This window comes from Phycisphaeraceae bacterium (assembly GCA_019454185.1).
Taxonomy (GTDB): domain Bacteria; phylum Planctomycetota; class Phycisphaerae; order Phycisphaerales; family UBA1924; genus JAHBWV01.
Genome location: CP075368.1, coordinates 1808019 through 1828113, shown reverse-complemented (window position 1 = coordinate 1828113; position 20095 = coordinate 1808019). Strand labels below are relative to the sequence as shown.

18 protein-coding genes are annotated in these 20095 nt (G+C 63.1%); 9 read left to right on the top strand and 9 right to left on the bottom strand.

Translation table 11 applies throughout. The features are described 5' to 3' along the window. Nucleotides 1–141: 141 nt before the first annotated feature. Nucleotides 142–2121, bottom strand: coding sequence for an RNA polymerase sigma factor RpoD (gene rpoD, locus KF838_07730; protein QYK49821.1), 1980 nt, complete (start codon nt 2119–2121; stop codon nt 142–144). Nucleotides 2122–2336: 215 nt separating this feature from the next. Continuing rightward, nucleotides 2337–4187: a DNA primase gene (dnaG, locus tag KF838_07725; protein ID QYK49735.1), complete on the bottom strand. Its 1851-nt coding sequence runs from the start codon at nt 4185–4187 to the stop codon at nt 2337–2339. Nucleotides 4188–4531: 344 nt separating this feature from the next. Between dnaG and KF838_07720 the strand changes: the two genes are divergently transcribed. The 5 genes from KF838_07720 (at nt 4532) to clpX (ending at nt 8350) form a co-directional block, all read left to right on the top strand. After that, the gene (locus tag KF838_07720) at nt 4532–4801 is read left to right on the top strand and encodes an acylphosphatase (GenBank protein ID QYK49734.1); all 270 of its coding nucleotides are present in this window, start codon (nt 4532–4534) and stop codon (nt 4799–4801) included. 49 nt (nt 4802–4850) lie between these two features. Further along, complete coding sequence (locus tag KF838_07715) at nt 4851–5561, top strand: haloacid dehalogenase-like hydrolase (GenBank protein QYK49733.1); 711 nt, start codon at nt 4851–4853, stop codon at nt 5559–5561. A 63-nt stretch (nt 5562–5624) separates the two neighbouring features. Beyond that, on the top strand, nt 5625–6356 hold the full coding sequence (locus tag KF838_07710; GenBank protein ID QYK49732.1) for a hypothetical protein: 732 nt from the start codon (nt 5625–5627) through the stop codon (nt 6354–6356). Between the two features lie 31 nt (nt 6357–6387). Continuing rightward, a complete protein-coding gene (locus KF838_07705; protein ID QYK49731.1) occupies nt 6388–6867 on the top strand; it encodes an SHOCT domain-containing protein in 480 nt (159 codons plus the stop codon). 157 nt (nt 6868–7024) lie between these two features. After that, nucleotides 7025–8350 carry an ATP-dependent Clp protease ATP-binding subunit ClpX gene (gene clpX / locus KF838_07700; GenBank protein QYK49730.1) on the top strand — a complete coding sequence of 442 codons (1326 nt, stop codon included), beginning with the start codon at nt 7025–7027 and terminating at the stop codon, nt 8348–8350. A 156-nt stretch (nt 8351–8506) separates the two neighbouring features. Here the strand turns inward: clpX and KF838_07695 are convergent, their stop codons facing one another. The 4 genes from KF838_07695 to rsfS form a co-directional block, all read right to left on the bottom strand. After that, nucleotides 8507–9919: a hypothetical protein gene (locus tag KF838_07695; GenBank protein ID QYK49729.1), complete on the bottom strand. Its 1413-nt coding sequence runs from the start codon at nt 9917–9919 to the stop codon at nt 8507–8509. A gap of 55 nt (nt 9920–9974) precedes the next feature. Next, nucleotides 9975–11546: an AAA family ATPase gene (locus KF838_07690; protein ID QYK49728.1), complete on the bottom strand. Its 1572-nt coding sequence runs from the start codon at nt 11544–11546 to the stop codon at nt 9975–9977. A gap of 130 nt (nt 11547–11676) precedes the next feature. After that, nucleotides 11677–12891, bottom strand: coding sequence for a 3-dehydroquinate synthase (locus KF838_07685; protein ID QYK49727.1), 1215 nt, complete (start codon nt 12889–12891; stop codon nt 11677–11679). 10 nt (nt 12892–12901) lie between these two features. Continuing rightward, on the bottom strand, nt 12902–13657 hold the full coding sequence (gene rsfS, locus KF838_07680; protein QYK49726.1) for a ribosome silencing factor: 756 nt from the start codon (nt 13655–13657) through the stop codon (nt 12902–12904). A 115-nt stretch (nt 13658–13772) separates the two neighbouring features. Here rsfS and KF838_07675 point away from each other — a divergent pair, with 115 nt between their 5' ends. Together KF838_07675 and KF838_07670 are read left to right on the top strand one after the other, a co-directional pair. After that, entirely contained in the window at nt 13773–14645 is an 873-nt protein-coding gene (locus tag KF838_07675) for a glycosyltransferase family 2 protein (GenBank protein ID QYK49725.1), read from the top strand. After that, nucleotides 14642–15583 (top strand): glycosyltransferase family 2 protein, encoded by a 942-nt coding sequence (locus tag KF838_07670; GenBank protein ID QYK49724.1) that lies wholly within the window; start codon nt 14642–14644, stop codon nt 15581–15583. Before KF838_07675 ends, KF838_07670 begins: the two co-directional genes overlap by 4 nt. A gap of 18 nt (nt 15584–15601) precedes the next feature. On the opposite strand, the gene truD is transcribed toward KF838_07670, so the two are convergent. The 3 genes from truD to KF838_07655 are packed head-to-tail and all read right to left on the bottom strand — an operon-like array spanning nt 15602 to nt 18294. Next, nucleotides 15602–16894, bottom strand: coding sequence for a tRNA pseudouridine(13) synthase TruD (gene truD / locus KF838_07665; protein QYK49723.1), 1293 nt, complete (start codon nt 16892–16894; stop codon nt 15602–15604). Further along, nucleotides 16895–17377, bottom strand: a complete 483-nt coding sequence (locus KF838_07660; GenBank protein ID QYK49722.1) for a bifunctional nuclease family protein — start codon at nt 17375–17377, stop codon at nt 16895–16897. It lies immediately after the preceding gene. Further along, nucleotides 17368–18294: an NAD(P)H-hydrate epimerase gene (locus KF838_07655; GenBank protein QYK49721.1), complete on the bottom strand. Its 927-nt coding sequence runs from the start codon at nt 18292–18294 to the stop codon at nt 17368–17370. Before KF838_07655 ends, KF838_07660 begins: the two co-directional genes overlap by 10 nt. A 39-nt stretch (nt 18295–18333) precedes the next feature. Between KF838_07655 and KF838_07650 the strand changes: the two genes are divergently transcribed. Beyond that, complete coding sequence (locus tag KF838_07650; protein QYK49720.1) at nt 18334–19560, top strand: glycosyltransferase; 1227 nt, start codon at nt 18334–18336, stop codon at nt 19558–19560. Further along, a complete protein-coding gene (locus KF838_07645) occupies nt 19557–20003 on the top strand; it encodes a biopolymer transporter ExbD (protein QYK49719.1) in 447 nt (148 codons plus the stop codon). Before KF838_07650 ends, KF838_07645 begins: the two co-directional genes overlap by 4 nt. Nucleotides 20004–20095: the final 92 nt, after the last annotated feature.

Sequence of the window (20095 nt, the reverse complement as noted above, 5' to 3'; positions counted from 1 at the left end):
AGGAGCGGCCGGGGGTTGGAGTCCTTCCCCGTGTTGACGACCGGCTCCTGCCCGCTTGACTGCGGGAGGCTACTCCCCATCACGCGCGAACTACTCGCACCGATAGGGTAGCGATGTTCGGGTTGCCGTCAATCGGGCTGATCAGTCGTCGGTATCGTCGATGAAGTCGTCCCTGAAGCCCTCTTGGGCGAAGGGGACATGCCCGGGCGAACCGTTGGGGCCAGTGCCGGGGGCGCCGGCGCGATGTCCCCCGTTCTGGCCTGTTCCTGGGCCTGTTCCCTGAACAGCCGAGGGGTTGCCACCGGCGGCATCGGGGCGAATCTCGCGGTAGACAGAGCCATCGACGAACCCGTGGAGCTTGCGGGCGCGGACCGGGTGCTGCAGCTTGCGGATGGCCTTGGCCTCGACCTGGCGCACACGCTCTCTTGTGACCTTGAAGATCCGGCCGACCTCTTCGAGTGTGTACGTGTACCCATCGCCGATCCCGTATCGGAGCTTGATGATCTCTCGCTCGCGGTAGGTCAGCGTCTTGAGCACCTGCTCGATGCGGTTCTTGAGCATCTCCTGAGCGGCGGTGTCGGCGGGCGGGGCGGCCCGGTCGTCTTCAATGAAGTCGCCGAAGTAGGAGTCCTCGCTCTCGCCGACGGGGCGATCGAGCGAGACCGGGTGGCGGCTCACCTTCATCACGCGCCGGACCTCGGAGACGGACATCTTCGCGCGGTCGGCGAGCTCCTCAATCGTCGGCTCCTGCCCGGTCTCCTGGAGGAACTGCTTCTGGATGTTGCGGAGACGAGACATGGTCTCGATCATGTGGACGGGGATCCGGATCGTGCGGGCGTGGTCCGCGATGGCTCGGGTGATCGCCTGGCGGATCCACCACGTGGCGTAGGTGCTGAACTTGTAGCCCCGCTTGTACTCGTACTTATCAACAGCTCTCATCAGGCCGGTGTTGCCTTCCTGGATCACGTCGAGAAAGGAGAGCCCGCGGTTGCGATACTTCTTCGCGATCGAGACGACGAGTCGGAGGTTGCCTCCGGAGAGGTCTCGCTTTGCCTGTTCGTACTCCCAGAAGACAGAGCCGATGTTCTTGACGCGAGAGGCCAGTTCGTCCGGCTCTTCGAGGACGAGCGCCCTGAGCCCGTCGAGCTCGTCCGAGAGGACATCGAGATCCTCGGCGTGCGACTTTCCTTCGCTCTGGAGGCGGTCGGCCTCTTTCTTCAGCGAGTCCATCTTCATCGCGATCGAGCGGAGCTTCCTCATAAGGGGGATGATGCGACCGGTGCGGAGCGAGAGTTCCTCCGTGAGTGCCGCCATGCGTCGGCGACGGTCGCTCATGCGTTGCCTGATCGCTTCCGTGTCCTTTGTTCGTCGGGACTTTCGGGCCGCTTCGAGCAGATCCCAGTCGGCGGCGTTCATGTCGAGCAGTTTCTCGATGGTTCTCAGGTTCGCGGGGATCCGACGGGCAATCTTGTCCTTTGCGTTCGCTTCCGCCGTCGAGATCCTCATAGTTCGATCGAAGGGAAGGTCACCCGCGTCCACCAGACGGAGTGTATCGACCGCCTGCTTGACGACGTAATCAGATTCGAGGCAGCGACGCCTGAAGATCATCCGCGTGGTCTCGATCTTCTTCGCGAGGCGGATCTCCTCGTCGCGTGTCAGCAGCGGGATCGACCCCATCTGCGTGAGGTACATCCGAACCGGGTCGTCGATCCGCTTCGCGCCCGCTTCTTCTGACGCAGCCTCTTCGAGTTCGCGGGCCAGAGCCGCCTCGTCCATCGCCTCGGCTTCGGCGACGTCGAGCTCCGCTTGTGTGAGTGGGCGTCCGTCCGCGGTCGGTTGCTTCGAGAGCGCGGCGGCCTCATCCGAGCGTTCGCCGCCCGCGACGCTCATGGCGCGGAACTGGCGGATGCTCCCTGTGACGCCCGCCATCGGCGCGCGGGAGAGGGCGTTGTGGTTCGGTTCTTCGCCACGCGCGAGGGACTCTCGGTGGAGGCGGGCGCGAAACTCGAGTTCATCGATCAGTTCGAGCCCGAGTCGGTCGCAGACGCAGAGGAGCTCGTCGATCGGCTCCGGCGCGACAACCTCGTCCGGGATCGTGTTGTTGAGTTCCTCGTATGCCATCCACCCGCGTGTGGCGGAGAGGGACAGCAACTCCGCGACAGCGGGGTGCATGCCCGTGACGAGCAGGGCCGCATCGACCTGCTTCGTCGAGCGATGGCTCTTGGCTGGTTTCTTAGTGCCGCTCGTTCCTTGCGTGGCTCGCATCGGCCGTTTCCTCTCAACACATCAGGCACTGCCGGTGCGCCATCGCAACTGACCGGCGGCGGGGAACGTGATCAGTTCATGCTTCTCGGGAGGATACGCATGTCATCGCCGAGCTCTGCCCTTGCGCGCCGATTTGCTTCCAGGCGCGCAGCGAGGTCATCCACAGAGTCCAACTTGACACGAGCTCGCGACTTTCGAGAGGTCAGCAGGCAGCCCTCAAAGTGAGCCCTGAGTCTCGCGGGGTCGCTGCCTGTGTCCTGCTCGATGCGCTGGGACAAAGAGACCGCTGCGGCGTGGAGGCCTTCTGCATCCTTGCTTCCGAGGACGAACGTCAGCCCGGGCTGAGTCCCGTCGACGGCGGCTTGCAGCAGCATGTGAGTGAGCTTCTCGATCACGGGCCAACGGTAGGCAGAGCACTTCATGAGGTCGCGATCCTCATCGCTCAGCATATCCCAGAGCGAGGGCTCAGCGAGCAGGCATCCGACGAGTGACTCTGTGGGACCGATCGCCACCCTCGCGATCTCTCTCGCTGCGAGCTGTTCGGCGGCTGATTCTTGTGAGCCGGCATCCGAGCGAGCGGCGCGTCCAGACGGGATCGCGGCTCCGATCGATCGTGCATCAAGACCGGTCACCTCTGCCAGCCGACGGATGATCAACTGGCGTCGAATCGGGTCGAGGCGGTCCATCCCGAGCTCGGCAAGACGCCCGAGTTCATCTCGGACAGCCCGGTCGAGCTGCGCGAGCCCCGCGCCGGAGAGTCGGGCGCGGAGACGGGCGAAACGGAACTCGATCAGATCGGTCGCGCTGTTGAGGACTCGCTTGAATGTGTCTGCGCCTCCGGGCTGCTTCAGCAGTTCATCAGGATCTTTCGCGGTCGTGTGCGGGGCGAGAGTCGCGACGCGAACATCAAGGAACTCGCCGAGGAGGATCTCGATGGCTCGGTCTGCGGCACGCTGCCCGGCATCGTCGCTGTCGAACAGGAGCACGACGGTGTCGCAGAGGCGCTTCAGAACGGCGGCGTGCTTGCGCGTCAGCGCTGTGCCCAGCGTGGCCACAGTGTTCTGGAAACCGCCCTGGTGGCAGGCGATGGCATCCATGTACCCTTCGGTCACGATCGCCACCCGCTCTCTTTGGATGGCCCTCGAAGCAAGGTGAAGCGCGTAGAGGGTCGACGATTTGTCGAAGAGAGATGACTCGGGGCTGTTCAGGTACTTGGGCTCGTCGGCATCGTCGATCCGGCGTGCGCCGAAGGCGACCACACGACCGATCTGGTCGTGGATCGGAAACATGAGTCGGTTCCTGAAGGCGTCGTACAGCCCGGATCCGTTCTCGCGACGTTTGAGCAGGCCCGCTGCGATGTATGGCTCGACGTTGAGGTCTCGAGATTGCAGCGTGAGAAGCAAGCCGTCCCAGCGATCCGGGCTGGCACCGATGCCGAAAGTCTCCACGGTTTCGGCCGAAAGGCCCCGGTTCGCGATCACGCCACGGGCCATCGCCCCGAGGTCGGGACGCTTGAGAACGGTGATGAAGAAGTCGTTCGCGGAGCGGCACGCGCGGAGCATCGCCGCACGCGGCGAAGGAGCGGGGGAGTCGGCTTCCTGCTGTGTCTGCAGCATGGATCTGCGGGTGAGCGCGATGCCAGCTCGCTCCGCGAGATACTCCAGCGATTCTCGGAAGTCCATCTTGTGGAACTTCTGGACGAAGGTGAAGACATCTCCTCCCGCGCCGCATGAGAAGCAGTGGAAGATCTGTTTCTGGGGCACGACATTCATCGACGGCTTGTGGTCGTCGTGGAAGGGGCAGAGGCCGACGTACTCTCGCCCCTTCGGCTTGAGTTGGAGGTGCTCGCCGATGAGACGAACGATGTCCGACGCGTCTCTGACGCGGTCGCGATCGTCGGTGTGGCTCGGGTCGGTCTTCACGCGTTCCTTACGGTACGCGCCCGAACCCGCGTGAAGCGTGGCTGCGAAAGAGAACAATGTGGGATGACGCTGCCGCGAGAAGAAAAATCAGGTCGGAGACGCTTGGGAGCTGTATCGCTGGATCGCGGCGCGAGTGGCTCTCGGGGTCTCCTCGAGCGGTGCCGTCGATTGGATGCTCAAGCGTGCCGACCTGTATGGCTACAGATTACCACAGAACCGCGTTGGTGCAATGGATATTCTCAGCGATTGGCAGACTTAGAGCACAAACTTCACGCACACGCCCGATCATCGCGAACTGGCACATTGTGGCCTGTTGAATCGGCTGTGTGCCGAGGGGCTGGGTGATGCAGCGAATCCGCGTGACGTTCTCGGGCCGCGTGCAGGGCGTGGGCTTTCGAGCAACGGTGCTCGATGGCGCCGCAGGATCTGGTGTGACGGGCTGGGTCCGGAATCAGCATGATGGAACCGTCTGCATGGAGGTTCAGGGCGAGTGGGAGCAGATCGAGGGCGTGCTGAGTCGTGTGAGGACTCGTTTCAAGGGCATGATCACCGGAGAGAATCGATGCGGGGTTGAGCTTGTTGATGATGAGGTGGGGTTCTCGATCCTGAGGTAGCTGTCGTCGCGGGACTTGTTGCAGATATTGGTAAGACCTTGAGGTGTGTGTGAGGTACCTGCTCTTCGACATTGATTCGACCCTGATCGACACCCATCGTTCGGGGATGCTTGCCATGCTTGACGCCGGCAGGGAGCTCTACGGTCAGAGCTTTACTACCGACGGCGTTGAGTACGCTGGGCGGCTCGATCCGCTGATCGTGCACGACCTCCTGAGCGGGGCGGGCGCTGGAGCGTCGCCATCCTCGGTCGACGATTTCCGAGCTGCCTACTTCGCGATGCTGCGCCGACGCCTGGAATTACCCGGCACAGCGCGGATGCTCCCGGGTGTCAAGGGGTTGCTGACACTGCTGAGTCGTGAGCCCGGCGTGCGGCTCGGGCTGCTGACGGGTAACTACGAGGAGTCCGGCGTGATGAAGCTCCGCGCGTGCGGGATCGATCCTGCGCTGTTTGAGGTACGTGTGTGGGGCGACGAGTCCCCGATTTGGCCTCCGTGCCGGGATCACTTGCCGCCGGTGGGTATCAGGCGATTCTCGGAACGCGCAGGGCGTTCGGTCAATCCCGCCAGCGTCACAATCATCGGCGATACCCCGCATGATGTCCGGTGCGGCTTGACGAACGGCTGTAATGTCCTTGCGGTCGCGACGGGGAGGTACGGAGCCGCGGCACTTCGCGAGGCCGGTGCGGAGCATGTCATGGATGATCTCTCGAACACCGAGCGCGTGGCCGAGGTCCTTCTGCGATCGGGTACGCTGCGATAGACTTCGCCTCGTCGTTGGTCGCGAGCCGCGGTGCATGTGTTGAGCCGACCCAGGAGGAGCCCGATGGCCGAGAGCTTCAGAGCGATGGTCTCGGATATGTATGTCAACCAGAAGTTGAGCGTGAAACTGGATCTGCCGAAGAACCGGGAGACCGTGCTCGATCTCTTCGAGCGCGTCCGGCGCGAGCACCCGATGATGGAGAACTTCAAGCGGTACAAGGAGGAACTGGCTCTCGAGTCTGCGGCGGGCGTCTTCCCGAATCGCTGGCTGGCGATTCGGAGCAATACGGTGCGTGCGGGTGAGGTCAACGGCGAGTCTCTCAAGAGTGCGTACGACCTTCACAGGCGTCTGCTGGAGATCGTGCCCTTCTATCTCTCGGTGAGCCCGCTCGATATCGAGAGCCAGGAGCTGTTGTTCGGGTTCGATCTTGCGGCTTCGGGCAACCATGACGCGATCGTGCACGAGGCCCTGTACATGGGCACGTCGTTCGGTCAGGCGTTCGATGTTCCCGGGGCGATGGCGGTTGATTGCCAGCCGGTGATCGGGCTCTCGCTCGGGAATCAGGTGCAGGCGATCTTCGAGGTAAAGACCCGTTCAGGTGCGAAGAGCGAGTCGGATGGCGAGCCAGAGCCGATCAGCGTGTACCTGACCATGCGCCGACGCGGACCAGTCCGTGAATTGAGAGAACTCGTGGATCACTTTTCGACGCTTGTGCGGCACGGCGAGGAGCTGCTGCGCAGCAGGGTGGTTCCTCATATCATCCATCCGATCCGCCACGCGATCGCATCCAGTTAGACGAGCACGTTCACTCAAGGAGATGCCCGGATTGGGTCATGTACCAGCATATGGTCTGCCTGCCATCGGCACGATCGCGCAGACGGAGGCGGCGGGGGCCATCGTCTGGGCAATCGTCCTGATTGTTGCGGCGATCATTGGCGGCTTTGTGATTCTGGCCGTTCGGAAGCGCATACTCTCGCCGGAGAGAACGGACATGGAATCCGAGGGACTCTTCGACTCACTGCGACGCATGCGGGATTCGGGAGAGATTTCCAGGCAGGAGTATGACTCTGCTCGAAAGCGGATCATCGAGAGAACACTCGACGCAAGGTCGTCCGACGCGAGCGAGCGTGGTTCGGCGGGCGGCTCGACGGAAACGAGATCGCTGGCAAAGCCGTACCGTGCAAGCACCGACTCGCGACAAGATGCTCAGGGTGAGCGCGACGCACCGCCGATTTCGGCTCCCCCCGGTTACGACCTGACCGGAGATCCGCTTCCGGACTCGTCGCGAGAGACAGGTTCCGGATAACGAGCCGAGGACGTGGGCGAGCCGGGGATAACTGCGAATTGACGATGTTTGTAGCGAGTTCGGGCTCTTCGCTATAGAGAAAGATCGGCGGCAGGCCGATAGACTCGCTTTCGAGGGATGCCGCTGTCGGCGACTCTCTGTGTCAAGCGAGGGACGCATGCCAAAGAACAGGACAGAGGGCGGAGATCAAACAGGCGGCACCGACAACGCGGACGGCGGCTTTCGCGGCCGCAAGGTCACGACGTGCAGCTTCTGCGGCAAGACAAGCCGCGATGTCGGCCCGATGGTCGAGGGGCCGAGCGAGGTCTACATATGCGGCCACTGCGTCGATCTCTGCCAGAACATTTTCCGGCAGGAGCGGCGTCGTGTTTCGTCGTTCGGTTCGCAGTTGCGTGAGATCCCCGCGCCGCGGACGATCAAGGAGTATCTCGATCAGTATGTGATCGGCCAGGACCACGCGAAGAAGTCGCTGTCGGTCGCGGTCCACAACCACTACAAGCGACTCCAGCACCTCGAGAGCGGCGAGCAGGGCAAGGTCGAACTCGACAAGTCGAACGTGCTCCTGATCGGGCCGACCGGTTCGGGCAAGACGCTGCTCGCGAAGACGCTCGCACGTATGCTGAAGGTGCCGTTTGCGATCGGCGATGCGACGACGCTGACCGAGGCGGGCTACGTGGGCGAGGACGTTGAGAACCTCGTGCTGAAGCTCCTCCAGGCGGCGGACTTCGATCTCGAAGCTGCACAACGGGGCATCATCTACATCGACGAGATCGACAAGGTCGGCAAGACATCCAACAACGTCTCGATCACAAGAGACGTGTCGGGCGAGGGTGTGCAGCAGTCGCTGCTGAAGATGCTCGAGGGCACCGTCAGCAACGTGCCTCCCCAGGGAGGACGCAAGCATCCCGAGCAGCAGTACATCCAGGTGGATACCACCAACATTCTCTTCATCTGCGGCGGCACGTTCGTCGGGCTTGAAGAGATCATCCGCAGGCGTCTGGGTCGGACCAAGATCGGCTTCAACATCGGGGCCGACAAGGACGTGCGAGGCGACAACGCCGAGACAGCCCAGGTCCTCAGCCGCGTGACGGCAGACGATCTGATCGAGTTCGGGATGATCCCGGAGTTTGTGGGCCGTCTTCCGCTGCTCGCCCCGCTCATGCCGCTCACGGTGGACGCGCTGGTATCGATCCTTACCGAGCCCAAGAACGCGATCACTCGTCAGTACAAGCACATGTTCTCGATCGAGGGAGCAAGTCTTGAGTTCACGCACGGCGCGCTGCGAGCGATCGCGGAGAAGGCGCTCAAGCGTGACACCGGTGCGAGAGCTCTTCGTGCGGTCATGGAAGAGCTGATGCTCGACCTGATGTATGAGCTGCCCGACATGGAGAATGAGGGTGCTCACTACGTGATCGATGGCGACGATGTGGTTTCGAGGCGTTCCCTGAAGGAGCTTCGGGTGCAGCGGAAAGAGTCCGCCTGACGCTTCGGCACTCGATCACTCATAGTCCCACACGTGCAATCGGACCCGCAAGTCGGGTCCGATTGTCTTTGAGTGATGTGATTACACGAAGAGGGAGGCCGAACCAGTCACCAGGGTGGATCCACGGTGCTGGGGCTGGCGTTCTGGCGATTCGGATCAGTTGAGGTCAAGAATCGCCGCATCGCTCCCGAGCCGGACAAAGGCGTGGACCTTGACGTCGGTGTCGAGCAGCCGCCTGTCTGTTGCGGGGTCGCTCGTGACGTAGTGGAGCGTCGGTTCTGAGGCATTCTCAATAGAGGGGGCGGCGAGAGCGAGCAGAGACGCGTGCGAGCGAGCCCAGTTGGCGACGGCAAGCAGGTTGCCCATCGGATCGCGCGAGCCGGAACGCTCGACGATGTGCAGGCGTCCATCGTCATCCACCGCGAGTTGAACCGCGGGGAAGAGCGGGCACCTGACCCCGACATCCCGCAGCCCCGCGAGAGGGATCGAGTCGGTCGGGCTCGTCGTCGGAGTTGCAGGACGCGGCGCAGATTCGCTTGATGCCACTTCACGGGGGCTTGGTGGGCGCGTCTCGGGCACAGGTATGGATGCTCGTGCGTTGTCGAGAGAGCGGGCATTCGTTGCCGAAGTGGGGCTTGGTAGCGATTGCTCTGAGGGGGCAAAACGAGTGGGTGAAGATCGGATGAGCGAGATCGCCTCGCGCCAGGACATCGAAGCGGGTCCATCGAACAGGAGCGACGTTCGCGAGGCACCGATCCGGGCCACACAGGCCGAAATCTCGAGGTCTGATTCCAGGTACGCCTCGGCTGCGCGCCCGATCTTCTTGCCGGCCTCAGCCGCCTTGATCGGATCGGCTCCCATGATCGCGACACGCCATTGGATGGGGCCGGTGGCGAGGTGGTCGGAGGACGAGTCGGGTTCGCGTGTCGTGAGCGACTTCAACGTGCGATAGCAGGCGACGATGGCCGCTTCGTCCGCGCCGGTCAGGAGTGTGAGGGTGTCAACGCAACCGTCAGCCAGCTCTGGTTCGCAGGCATCAGGCAATCTGACGATCCATCTCGGGTTCAGCGCGACGGCGGCCCGGATCGCATCCGAGAGTGTGTCCGATCTCGTGCCGTTGGATTCTGAGCGGCGTGCGGCGTGGTGAACGTCCAGAGAGGCACGGTCTCCGGTGAACCGGAGAAAGGCGACGGTCTCTTCCTGCGTCTGCGCGACATGCTTGGCGTACTGGCTTGCCCAGGCGGAGGCAAAGACCGGAAGGTGTCCGAGGATGATGCCCTCGATCGGCATGCGATCGGCGGCGAGATGGACGGGCCGATCCAATGGGTTTGAGGCGGGAGAGGCGGAGTGGGGGAGAGAAGTCGGTGAGGGGGTTTCTCGTTGGGTGTCGTCTTTACAGACGAGTCGCAGCGGAGCGGGAGAGGTCGCTTCCGATCGCGCGGGCGGACCGAGGAAGAGTTCGGCGAGCGTATCGAATGGATCGCCACGGCCGTGACCATGCGCATCGACGCCATGCGGCTGATGCGGGCGGAGGGGGTTGTCATGTGATGGGCGAATCGGTGCATCCATGCTTCGATCTCCCTGCCGGCGTGGGCGCTGCTTTGCGTGAAGGGTGGTTGATGGTTCAGGATGGCTGTGCGTTGTGAGGGTAGAGCGGGTTCACGGACACGCTCGGAAGGGTCGATGTCGGGGTTCCCTGAACGACCACGATGCTGTTGAGTTCGCCGAATGGGTTCGGTGCTGCATGTGGGTTGTAAGGGTCCGGCGTCCAGCGGCCGTCGATGATGAGTCGGTACTGCCACACGCCGGGCGGTAGTTCGACCCGAGCCGCGAGCACGTCGCGAGTCTCGTCGAGCGCGAGCACGACCTCCGAATCGGACCAGTTGTTGAAGTCGCCGCTGACGATCACTCTGCGCCCGACTGTGGTGGGCTGGATGAAGTGGACTCCATCCTGCGCGGCGTGTGCTCCGAACTCCGAGGCGGGCCGGGGGGTGGACCGAGCGGGACGCTTGTGCGTGCGATCACCAATGCCATCGGTGCGGGTGCGTGCGATCGCCGCCGCACGTCTCGCGACATCGATGGATCTGTTGGTCGTTTCCGGCTCGTGGGGCGAGGTGGCTCCGTGACGGAAAGACTCCGCAGCGGGCGCGTGTTCTTGGATGAGTTGGGTCTGCTCCGGAGTCATCGCGGCCTGGCCGGATGGGGCAACGCGGCGGGAGGCGGGCACCGGCTTTCTCGGGCGATTGACGACCTCGAGCGGCTGCTCCGGATCGCGATCGTCATGAGAAACGCGTCCCAGCCCGGGGTCAGGTTCGTGGTGAACCGATGCGGGCACCGGGTGAGCGATCTTGGTGCTTGTTACGGACCCGGTGGGCTTCGTGGCGGGTTCGGCACCTCTCGCATGGTCTGGCTCGGTGTTCGAGTCGAATCGCTCACGAAGCCAATCGGCGAGCGCGGCGTAGTCCTGAGCGCCCGGGCATTCCGGGGCGTAGTCAACGACGGGGAGGCCGAAACTGGCTGCCTCACGCAGCGCCATGTCGTGATGGATCACGACGGGGCAGACCGCTTGCTCGTAGCGCCTGTGCAGCTCTTCGAGAAGATCGCGGGCGAGTGCGCTGGCGGGGTCGTGGATTGTCGCGAGAAGCCACGTGGGGACACCTGTGCCGACACGTCTTGAGAGAGACTGGATTGTTGAGAGCTGCTTGGCCGCGCCCTGAAGCGAAAAGAACGACGTTTCGACAGGAACGAGCACGAAATGTGCCGCGACGAGAGCGTTGTATGTGAGCAGGCCGATCGAGGGCGAGCAATCGATACAGCAGACGTCGTACCGGTCTGCGAACCTGTCGAGCACGCGTGAGAGTCGCTGGTCGCTGTCGGTCTGATCGGCGAGTCCGCCTCGGGCTGCTTCCAGACCTGCGACACGGGTGCGGCTCGGAAGGAGGTCGAGGTTGCGTGAAACCCGCCAGATCAGTCGCGAGGGCTCGACCGGTTGATCGGCGGGAGCCAGCATGGCATCCCCGATGTCGAGATCGATTCGTTGCTCCGGGATCGCGAGACCCGCGGCACAGTGTCCTTGGGGGTCCATATCAACGAGCAGCGTGCGCATGCCCTTCCTCGCGAGGATTCCCGCGAGATTGATGGCAGTCGTGGTCTTTCCACAGCCGCCCTTTTGGTTGACGATCGCGATCCTGCGCACCGCAACCCCCGATCGTTCCGCGCGAGGACCAGGCAGCAGCTCCAGTCAACGCCGGAACAATCTGGTTATCGGGTTCACGTCGGAAACCCCTTGAATCCCGAGCAGCGTAAGTCGCGTTGTGGACAACTCTTTATGCCCGGACCGCATTCCACCCGGCTTCGATCACCGGAACCGGCGGGTCAAAGTGCGAGCGGGCGTGTCCCAGTCCGTGCGGCAGAATCAGCCGCAGACGCCCAGCCGAGACCTTCTTGTCGTGGTGCATTCGAGCGATCAGGGTTTGATTGTCGGGCAGGCCCGCGACGCGATCGGGAAGACCAAGCGCGGCTACGGCATCCCTGATACGAGACGCGTCACGCTGATCGAGCGTGCCGAATTCGACAGCGGCGTATGCCGCGGCAACCAAGCCGAGCCCGACCGCTTCGCCGTGATGGAGCGGGCAGTTCTTGGGATTGCCGTCCGGCGAGAGATTCGCGAGGGTCTCGATCGCGTGGGCAAATGTGTGGCCGAGGTTCAGGATCGCACGACCCCCGACTTCAGCAGTTGACGTTTCGTGTTCATCGCTCTCAACAACCCGGGCCTTGACGGCGAGGTTTCGCGCGATCAGCTCGATCATCTCGCCCTTGTTCGGTTCGGTCAGACTTTGGGCGATGTCCCTCGTTTGCTTGAACAGGTCGGTCTCGTGCGTGCCGGGATGCTCAACATCTCGTGAGATCAGCGCGTGCTTCAGGCACTCGGCCATGCCGGCACGCAGGTGACGGACGGGGAGGGAGCCAAGGCACGCGACATCTGCAAGGACCAGCGAGGGTTGATGGAACGCTCCGACGAGGTTCTTGAGCAGCGATGTGGTTCCGTCGGCGTTTGGCACCTCGAGGTTGGCGCCGGTCTTGCCGCCTATCGAGGCATCGACCATCGCGAGCAGTGTCGTCGGACACTGGATCACGGGCACGCCACGCCGGTACATCGATGCGGCAAAGCCCGCAACATCTCCGACGATGCCGCCGCCGATCGCGATGACGGGGTCTTGCCGCTCCATGCGTGCCGAGGCCATGCGTGTGCAGATCCGCTCTGCTTCGCGGACGGACTTGTTCCGCTCTGTTGCGTCGAGTTGGACACTCGAGACCAGGAAGCCGGATAGCCGCAGGGAGGCATCGGCTGAGGCGACGAGTTCGACCGGGAGTGAGGAGTCTGTGACGAGGGCCGCGTGCTTTGGGGAGGTGCCAAGCGTGGCACGGACGTGCTCGCCCACTTCAGCGATGAGGCCGCTCCCGACAACCACCTCGTAAGAGCGTGGGCCGAGCTCGACTCGCACTCGGCGAAGGGGCTTGTTGTGGGGATCGAGCGGCATGGTTGAGCAATCAAGATGACGAACGGGTCTTCCGAGCCGAGGTTTGGGCGGGCTTGCGAATCTTTCCTGCCGGCCGCTCCCAATCGATTCGCTTCGCATCACCCCACATCATCTCGATGTCATAGTGAGCCCGTGTGTTCGGTTCGAAGATGTGGATCACGACATCCGAGAAATCGATGAGGAGCCAGAGGGCTCGCGGGTCTTTGTTTGACCGGTAAGGGGGGTGCCCCAGGGAAGCACCGAGGTCTTCGGCGTGATCGGCGACCGCCCGCATCTGGCGGTCGGAGGTTCCTGACGCGACGACCACGTAGTCGGAGATGGAGCTCAGCCCTCGCACATCGAGGAGCACGATGTCGCTGCACTTGTCGTCGAAGGCGAGGCGGGCGAGTTCGATCGCAAGGTCCCTCGAATCGATTCGAGAGGGGGGCCGAGTGGCACGCGGCACGTCCACTGCCGACTTGGGATCCTCTGCCACGACCTGTCCGTTCTTCTTCGCGACGGGCTTACGGACGCGAGTCGGGGCCGTGGGGGCCGTCGGGGCGGCGGTCTTTTTTGCAGTTCGTTTGGTCGGCTTGGACGTCTTCGAGGCGGACGCTTTCTTCGCTTTGGCGGGTCGCTTTGTTGGCGAGGTGGGCGCTGAGGCGCTGCTCGATCTTGCGTGCGACTTCCCGGCTGTGGCTGCTTTGGACCCTGAGCGGGCCGCCCCGGGCTTTGCCTTCGCCTGCTTCTTTGGAGTCTTCTTTGACGTTGCTTGTTTCTTGGCCATTCGAAACAAGCGTAGCCATGATCGCGCCCCTGTCCGAGATTGGAGGACGTTTGAGCCGCCCAATCGTACAATCCGGGGCGAGGGCCGGAGAAGCCGGTCGGGGAACACTTCTCGAATGTCGCTGCACGTCATTGTCACCGCGTTCAACCCTGATTCGGCACTGCTTGAGCGGGCGGTGGCCAGCGCGCTGGTATGCGACAGCGTCGAGCGTGTGACGATCGTCGACGATGGTTCTGCGCTACCTGTGAAGTGCCCCGTGTCCGACAAGCGGGTGGAGGTCGTCCATCGGCAGAACGGGGGTCCGTCTGCGGCACGGAATACAGGGCTCGACCGGGTTCGCTGTGACTATGCGATGATGCTCGATGACGATGACGAGCTGATCGCGGAAGGCGTCGCGGAGGTGGTCTCGCTCGCGACCCGGCTCGGGGCCGTTGGTGCCCTTGTCGGCAGGATCGAAGAGAGGGATGATGGTTCGGTGTATTCCCGGCTGGCACCCGCCGAATGGGCGGGCAAGACCATGCCGTGCCCCGGCGACGCGTTCAGGCCCATACAGATCTTCAACGCATCGGGCACGCTGATTTCGAGGCGTGCCATCGACCTTGGGCTTCGCTACGACGAGACGTTGTGGGTTGTCGAGGATCGTGAGTTCATCCGGCGACTTGCAGATATCGGGCCGATCGCGATCTCGGCGGGCGCGGCGGTTCGATCGGGAGTCAGGCCGGGAGGTGTGAGACTGACCTCCGCGGCCAATCTCGTGAAGCGAGCAACGGGGCATGCGTCCATGATGTCAAAGTGGCTTGATGGGGAGAGCGAGGCGCACTTTCGCGATGCCACGCTCTGGCTCTTGAACGCAATGAGCAAGTCAGGCCTCTCTGGCGATGCGACGTTCGTGGCGTTGCACGCTGTGGCTCTTGAGCGTCGCTGGATCGGTCCGCTGCGACGGTTAAAGCTACGGAGCAGAGATTGCTTTCGGAGGCCGCCTGCGTGAACGCGGATCGCATGGTCATCGGAGTCTGCACATACAACAGGGGCGAGCGGATCCTGCGCACGCTGCGGACGATTGCCGAGATGGATCGTGCCGGTGGCCGAGTGACACGGTGTGTCATTGTGGACAACCGGTCGAATGATGGGACGAGCGAGATCATCGATCGATTCATCGCGTCAGGTCCTGCACTGCCGATGGTGAGAGTGCGCGAGGAGAAACCGGGGAAGCCGGAGGCGTTGCGCCGTCTCTTTGAAGAAACCGATGAGCCGTTGCTGGGTGTGATCGATGACGATTGCCTCTGCGATCCGGCTTGGGCGCGCGAGATCCTGCGGGTCTTCGATGAGCAGCCCAGGGCAGGCCTTGTTGGCGGCCCGGTGTCTGTTGTATGGGAGAGCGGCCCGACGAAGATCGCGAGAATCTACAAGCAGTCGCTCGTCGATCGCACGCTTGGGAACGAGCAGAAGCTGCTCTCGGGTCCGACGGACTTTGTCGTTGGCGCTGCCCAGGGCATGCGCCGGGCGTCTGTGATCGAGACCGGCTTTCTCTCACAGCGTGTGATGGATTGCCTGCGGGGCGAGCGCCTTGAAGCGGGCGACGATGTCGAACTGTGCATCAGAGCGAGAAAGCTGGGATGGGAAGTCTGGTACACACCCGACGCGAAGATGGGGCATCTGATCCCACCGTCTCGGCAGAGCGTTGCGTACATCGCCAGACTGCGTGAGAGCATACGCCGCAGCGAGCCGTGGACCGAATGGATCGCGGGGCTCGTCGACCGTGATCGAGCGAAGCGCGAACGCACGCGGGCGCGGCGTCTGTACCTGAAGTCACTCTTCTTTGATTGGCGTCCTGCTCGCAGGCGTGTTCGTCTCGCAGAGCGAGCGGGCACCCTCCGTGGGTGGGAGGGGGTCTGCCGTCGCATGTCGGGAGAGCAGGGCGTGTAGCCACATGCTGGCGCGTGCCTATTCGTCCTCGGCCATGGTGGTGTCGGGCAAGGTCGGCTTGATGACTTCACGCATCACGGTCGTTGCGAACGCTCCGCGCGGCAAGTCGAACGCGCATCGCACGTAGTGGCCGTGCTCGTCGATGCCGCCCTCAGACTCGATGTCGGAGATCGCGATCCTCAGTGGCCGACGCGCGCCCTCGATCATGTCTCGTGTGTTGCGATCGAACTCGTTGATCGCGTCCAGACTGACCCCGGATCGGTGGAGTAAATCGAGCTCGAGCGAGTCGATCGCCCCGGATGCGCGACGCATGCGCGGACCCCACATCGGGCCCGAGGGTCCTATCTCGCAGGATGCGAGGCGCGGGGCCGTGTCCGGCGCGTCGAGCACGGCCTGATCGACCCCGAACGTGTTCCGCGAGTCCTGGTGCATCGCGACATCGCCGAGGCAGAGCGTCGCGAACGTGCCGTCCGAGATGCGCCGCGCCAGCACGTCGTTGAAGACCGATGATTGCCATGAGGAGACGAAGAACGAGAGGGCACGAACCCCCGCGGCTCTCAGGGCGTGCTTCGGCTCGACGCCCTTCGCGAGCAGTCTGAGCACCGTTCGCTCGGTGTGCAGGGTTCGCATGAACGCTGCGTACGCGCCGGCGTAGTCTCCGGCTTCGTACATGCGCCGAGCGTCCAGTTGGGGGCCGGTATGCTCAGGCATCGGAAGCAGCATCAGGTCGATCGCCCGTTGGAAATCACCTAACACGAGTGCTCGACCGATGTCGTGGTTGTTGGCGAGGGCTCCGAAACGCTGCTCACCGAAGGCGTTGGGTACCCCGGTGCGGCTCAGGCGGTCGAGCACTCGCTTGGCCGCGAGCACGCGGGTCATGTCGAGGCCTCGGATCTTGATCGAGAAGCGGTTTCCCTTGAGATGTCCCTGCCTGAGCTTGTTCGTGTGAAGGTCAACCCAGAGCACGGACATGCGATCGTGGCGCAACATCGGGAAATCTTCGGGCTTCTTTCCCGGTACGTGCACGGAGAGAACCTGTCTCGTAATGGCGTGCTTGTCCTTGAGCCCGGCGTATCCCACGGCGTCGTGACGGACGCCGAAGTGATGAGCGATGACGCCCATGGCCTCGAAGGTGGCCATGGCTCTCTTCTCGATCATGATGTAGATGTGCTCGCCCTCGCCGCACGGGTCGTAGAGAGGGATCTCCTCGACGAGAAAGTCCTCCGGCCGCTGCTTGATGGTGCCGCCGGTGCCCGGTAAATCGCTGGTGACGAACGGGATGAGAGGCAGCCGAGTGCGCAGGTCGATCACTCACGACTCCTCTGGCTTCGATGCCGCCTCGATGACATGCTCCTCGACGTAGATCGGCACGTCGTTCGCGATCCCAAGGGCGATGGCGTCGCTCGGGCGAGCATCGATGTGCAGGAGTTCGCCCTGGCTCGTCTCCACATCGAGCGTTGCGAAGAAGGTGCCCTCGCTGAGATCACAAATCGTGATCGATTGCAGCGTGCCGCCGAGCGCAGTGATAACGCCTGCGAGCAGGTCGTGGGTCTGAGGCCTCTTGATGGGGATGTTCTTCAACCGACGCTCGATCGCCTGCGCCTCGGGAAGCCCGATCACGATGGGGAATGACCTGAGGCCGCTCTCCTCAGGGTCTGCCGACAGGGGGTCGGATTCTGCGATGTCGAGTTCGTCGCGTTCGATCGCATCGGGATCGATCTCACGCAGCTCGATCAATTGGTAGTCGTTGAGTTCCCGGATCAGAACTCGTGATAACTCCATCCTCACCGCCATGGGTTATCTCCGCCTGAGGTACACGATTGGTCTTCTCTCGATTGCGTGGCGTCTGCTCGCGAAAGGTGGCACTGTGACTCACCGAAGGGCACATGGTCCGGGCTGCACGGTGTATTCGATGCGTCTCGATCGCCGGAGTCACTCGCTGATTGATTGAAATCGACCGGCGTCCCGTATCTCTGGATGAGCTCGATAGGCGCACCGATGTCGCCGATCATGATCTCACCGCACGCGGCGCGGCCGACGGACGTGAGCATGCCCCGCTTGAGGCCGACGAGGGAAACCGTCAGGTCTGCAATGACGCAATCCCGGCAGGCAACGCCCGTATCCGCATCAAGACCCGACGGCAGATCCACCGAAACGATGGCGGCAGACTGACATCTCATCGCATTGCACATCGCGAGCAGAGTTTGAGTCTCGGAACGAATCGGACCGGTGAAGCCCGTTCCGAGCAACGCATCGAGAACGATGTGCGGCTTCGCGAAGGCATCGGGCAGGTCGTTCCAGACGCTCACCGGACGATCGGGATGGAAGGTTGCGAGCGGCATACTCGACCGCTGCGCGATTGTCAGGTTGGTCAATGCGTCCCCCTGCACGCGGTCTATGGCACCGGCGAGAATCAGGCCGACACGACACCCGCGGTTCGTGAGGTGTCTCGCCGCGGCGAAGCCATCTCCCCCGTTGTTTCCTGTGCCGGCGAAGACCAGCACGGTGGGGTTACTGCCGCGGGGCACCACGCGGTCCATGCACGCTTCGGCGATGGATCTCGCGGCGTTCTCCATCAGCACGATGGATGGGATTCCATACTGCTCAGAGGCAAGTCGATCGATGTTGCGACAGTCCTCTCGCGTGAGCTCGCGGCATGAGGACGCGCGGGTGTGAGCGCCAGTCGCACTGAGTTGTCCCGGCCGGCTCATGCCGAACTGTAGGGGGCCGCTATCCTTCTCCCCTCACCTATGGTCTGGCTCTGGCTTATCGCGGCATCTGTTGGAACCGGGCTCTCGCTCGCTTTGTTGGTCTATTGGTCATTCGCGATCGGGCGGATTCTGGATACATCTCGGAAGGTCCCTACGGCACGGGCGGGCCTTGGGCTCGCGGCAGCCAGGCCGCTGACGGAGTCGGTGTGCGTGGTTGTACCTGCCCACAACGAGGCGCACGCGATCGCCGGCGTCATCCGTTCGCTCCGGAAACAGGATCACCCTCAGATGCGTGTGGTGATCGCGCTGGATCGATGCACGGACGGCACGGCGGACGTGGCAAGGGGCGAGATCGGGGAAGACGCACGGTTCCGCCTGCTCGAGATTCAGCACTGTCCGCAGGGTTGGGCGGGCAAGGTGCATGCCGTCTGGTCCGGCGTGACCGCCTCTGATGAAGCCGAACAGGCCGAGTACTTGCTCTTTATCGATGCTGATACTGAACTCGATCCCGGATGCGTCTCGGCGACCGCTGCGTTGATGCGAGAGCGACAGCTCGACATGTTGAGTCTCTTGAGCACGCTGACGTACGACCGGTGGTTTGAGATTCTGGTCCAGCCGGCGGCATCGCTCGAGTTGCTCAGGCAGTATCCGATCCTGCAGGCAAACCGCGACGAGGACAGACGGCCGTTTGCAAACGGGCAGTTCATGATGTTCCGGGCCAGTTCTTACCGTGCGATCGAGACACACGAGTCTGTCAAGGACGAACTGCTGGAGGATCTCGCGCTTGCCAGACGCATCTCTCAGGCCAGAATGCGGGCGGGCGTGTACGTGGCCGACGGAATGGTCCGATGCCGCATGTACGAGTCGTGGGCTGCGTTCAAGAAGGGATGGAAGCGGATCTACACCGAGGGGGCGCGGCGAAGGGCCGCGAAGCTGCGCCGGGCCTCGTTTCGGGTCGCTTTCCCCGGGGCGGTGCTGCCGCTCTTGGCCGTTGTTGGCGTGGTCTCGGGCGCAGTGCTCTTCTCCCTGTATGAGAGGGAAACGCTCGGCATGCTCGCGATGGCGGTGGGGGTAGTCGCGATCGGCGTCCACGCGACGGCGCTCGCGCTGGCGTACCGTGCTGGCGGTGCGCCATTGTGGTCCATCTGTGCCTATCCGATCGGTGCGGTTCTGACGGCGAGGATTCTGAGGCAAGCAGCGAATGACCTCCAGGCGGGTCGCCCGACGAGTTGGGGTGGGATCGAGTACGTGAGAACCAGTCAATGAGGACACGTATCCGCAGGTCGATGCCCGAAGTCCGCTTCGAGATGACGCCGCTCATCGATGTGATGTTCCTACTCGTGACCTACTTCGTCTTCGCGCTCGTTTTGATGATCCGTGCCGACGTGATCGATCTCACACTTCCCGATCTTCGTGCCGGGCACACCGCCACAGGAACAGCGATCACCGTGGCGGTCGGCGAGTCGGGCGCGATCACTGTGAATGGTGAGACGATTGAACTGGAGAGACTCATCGAGGTCATCAGAGCCCGTCAGGAGGAGACGCCGGAAGCGGCTCTACTTCTCGCGTTCGATACCCGCGCGAGCATGGGGACGGGTCTGGCAGTGGTCGATGCGCTGATGGGTGCGGGAATCACGCGATTCTCGATGGTTGGGAACCCTACAAAGTCTGACGCCGCTCCGACTCGTCTGCCCGAAACCGGTGAATGAAGCCCTGAACTGGCAGAGTGCTTGTTCGTCGTGCGTATGGATCCCGAACCAGTGTGGCTCCACGGGGGTACATACAGTCAGGGGGAAGTCGT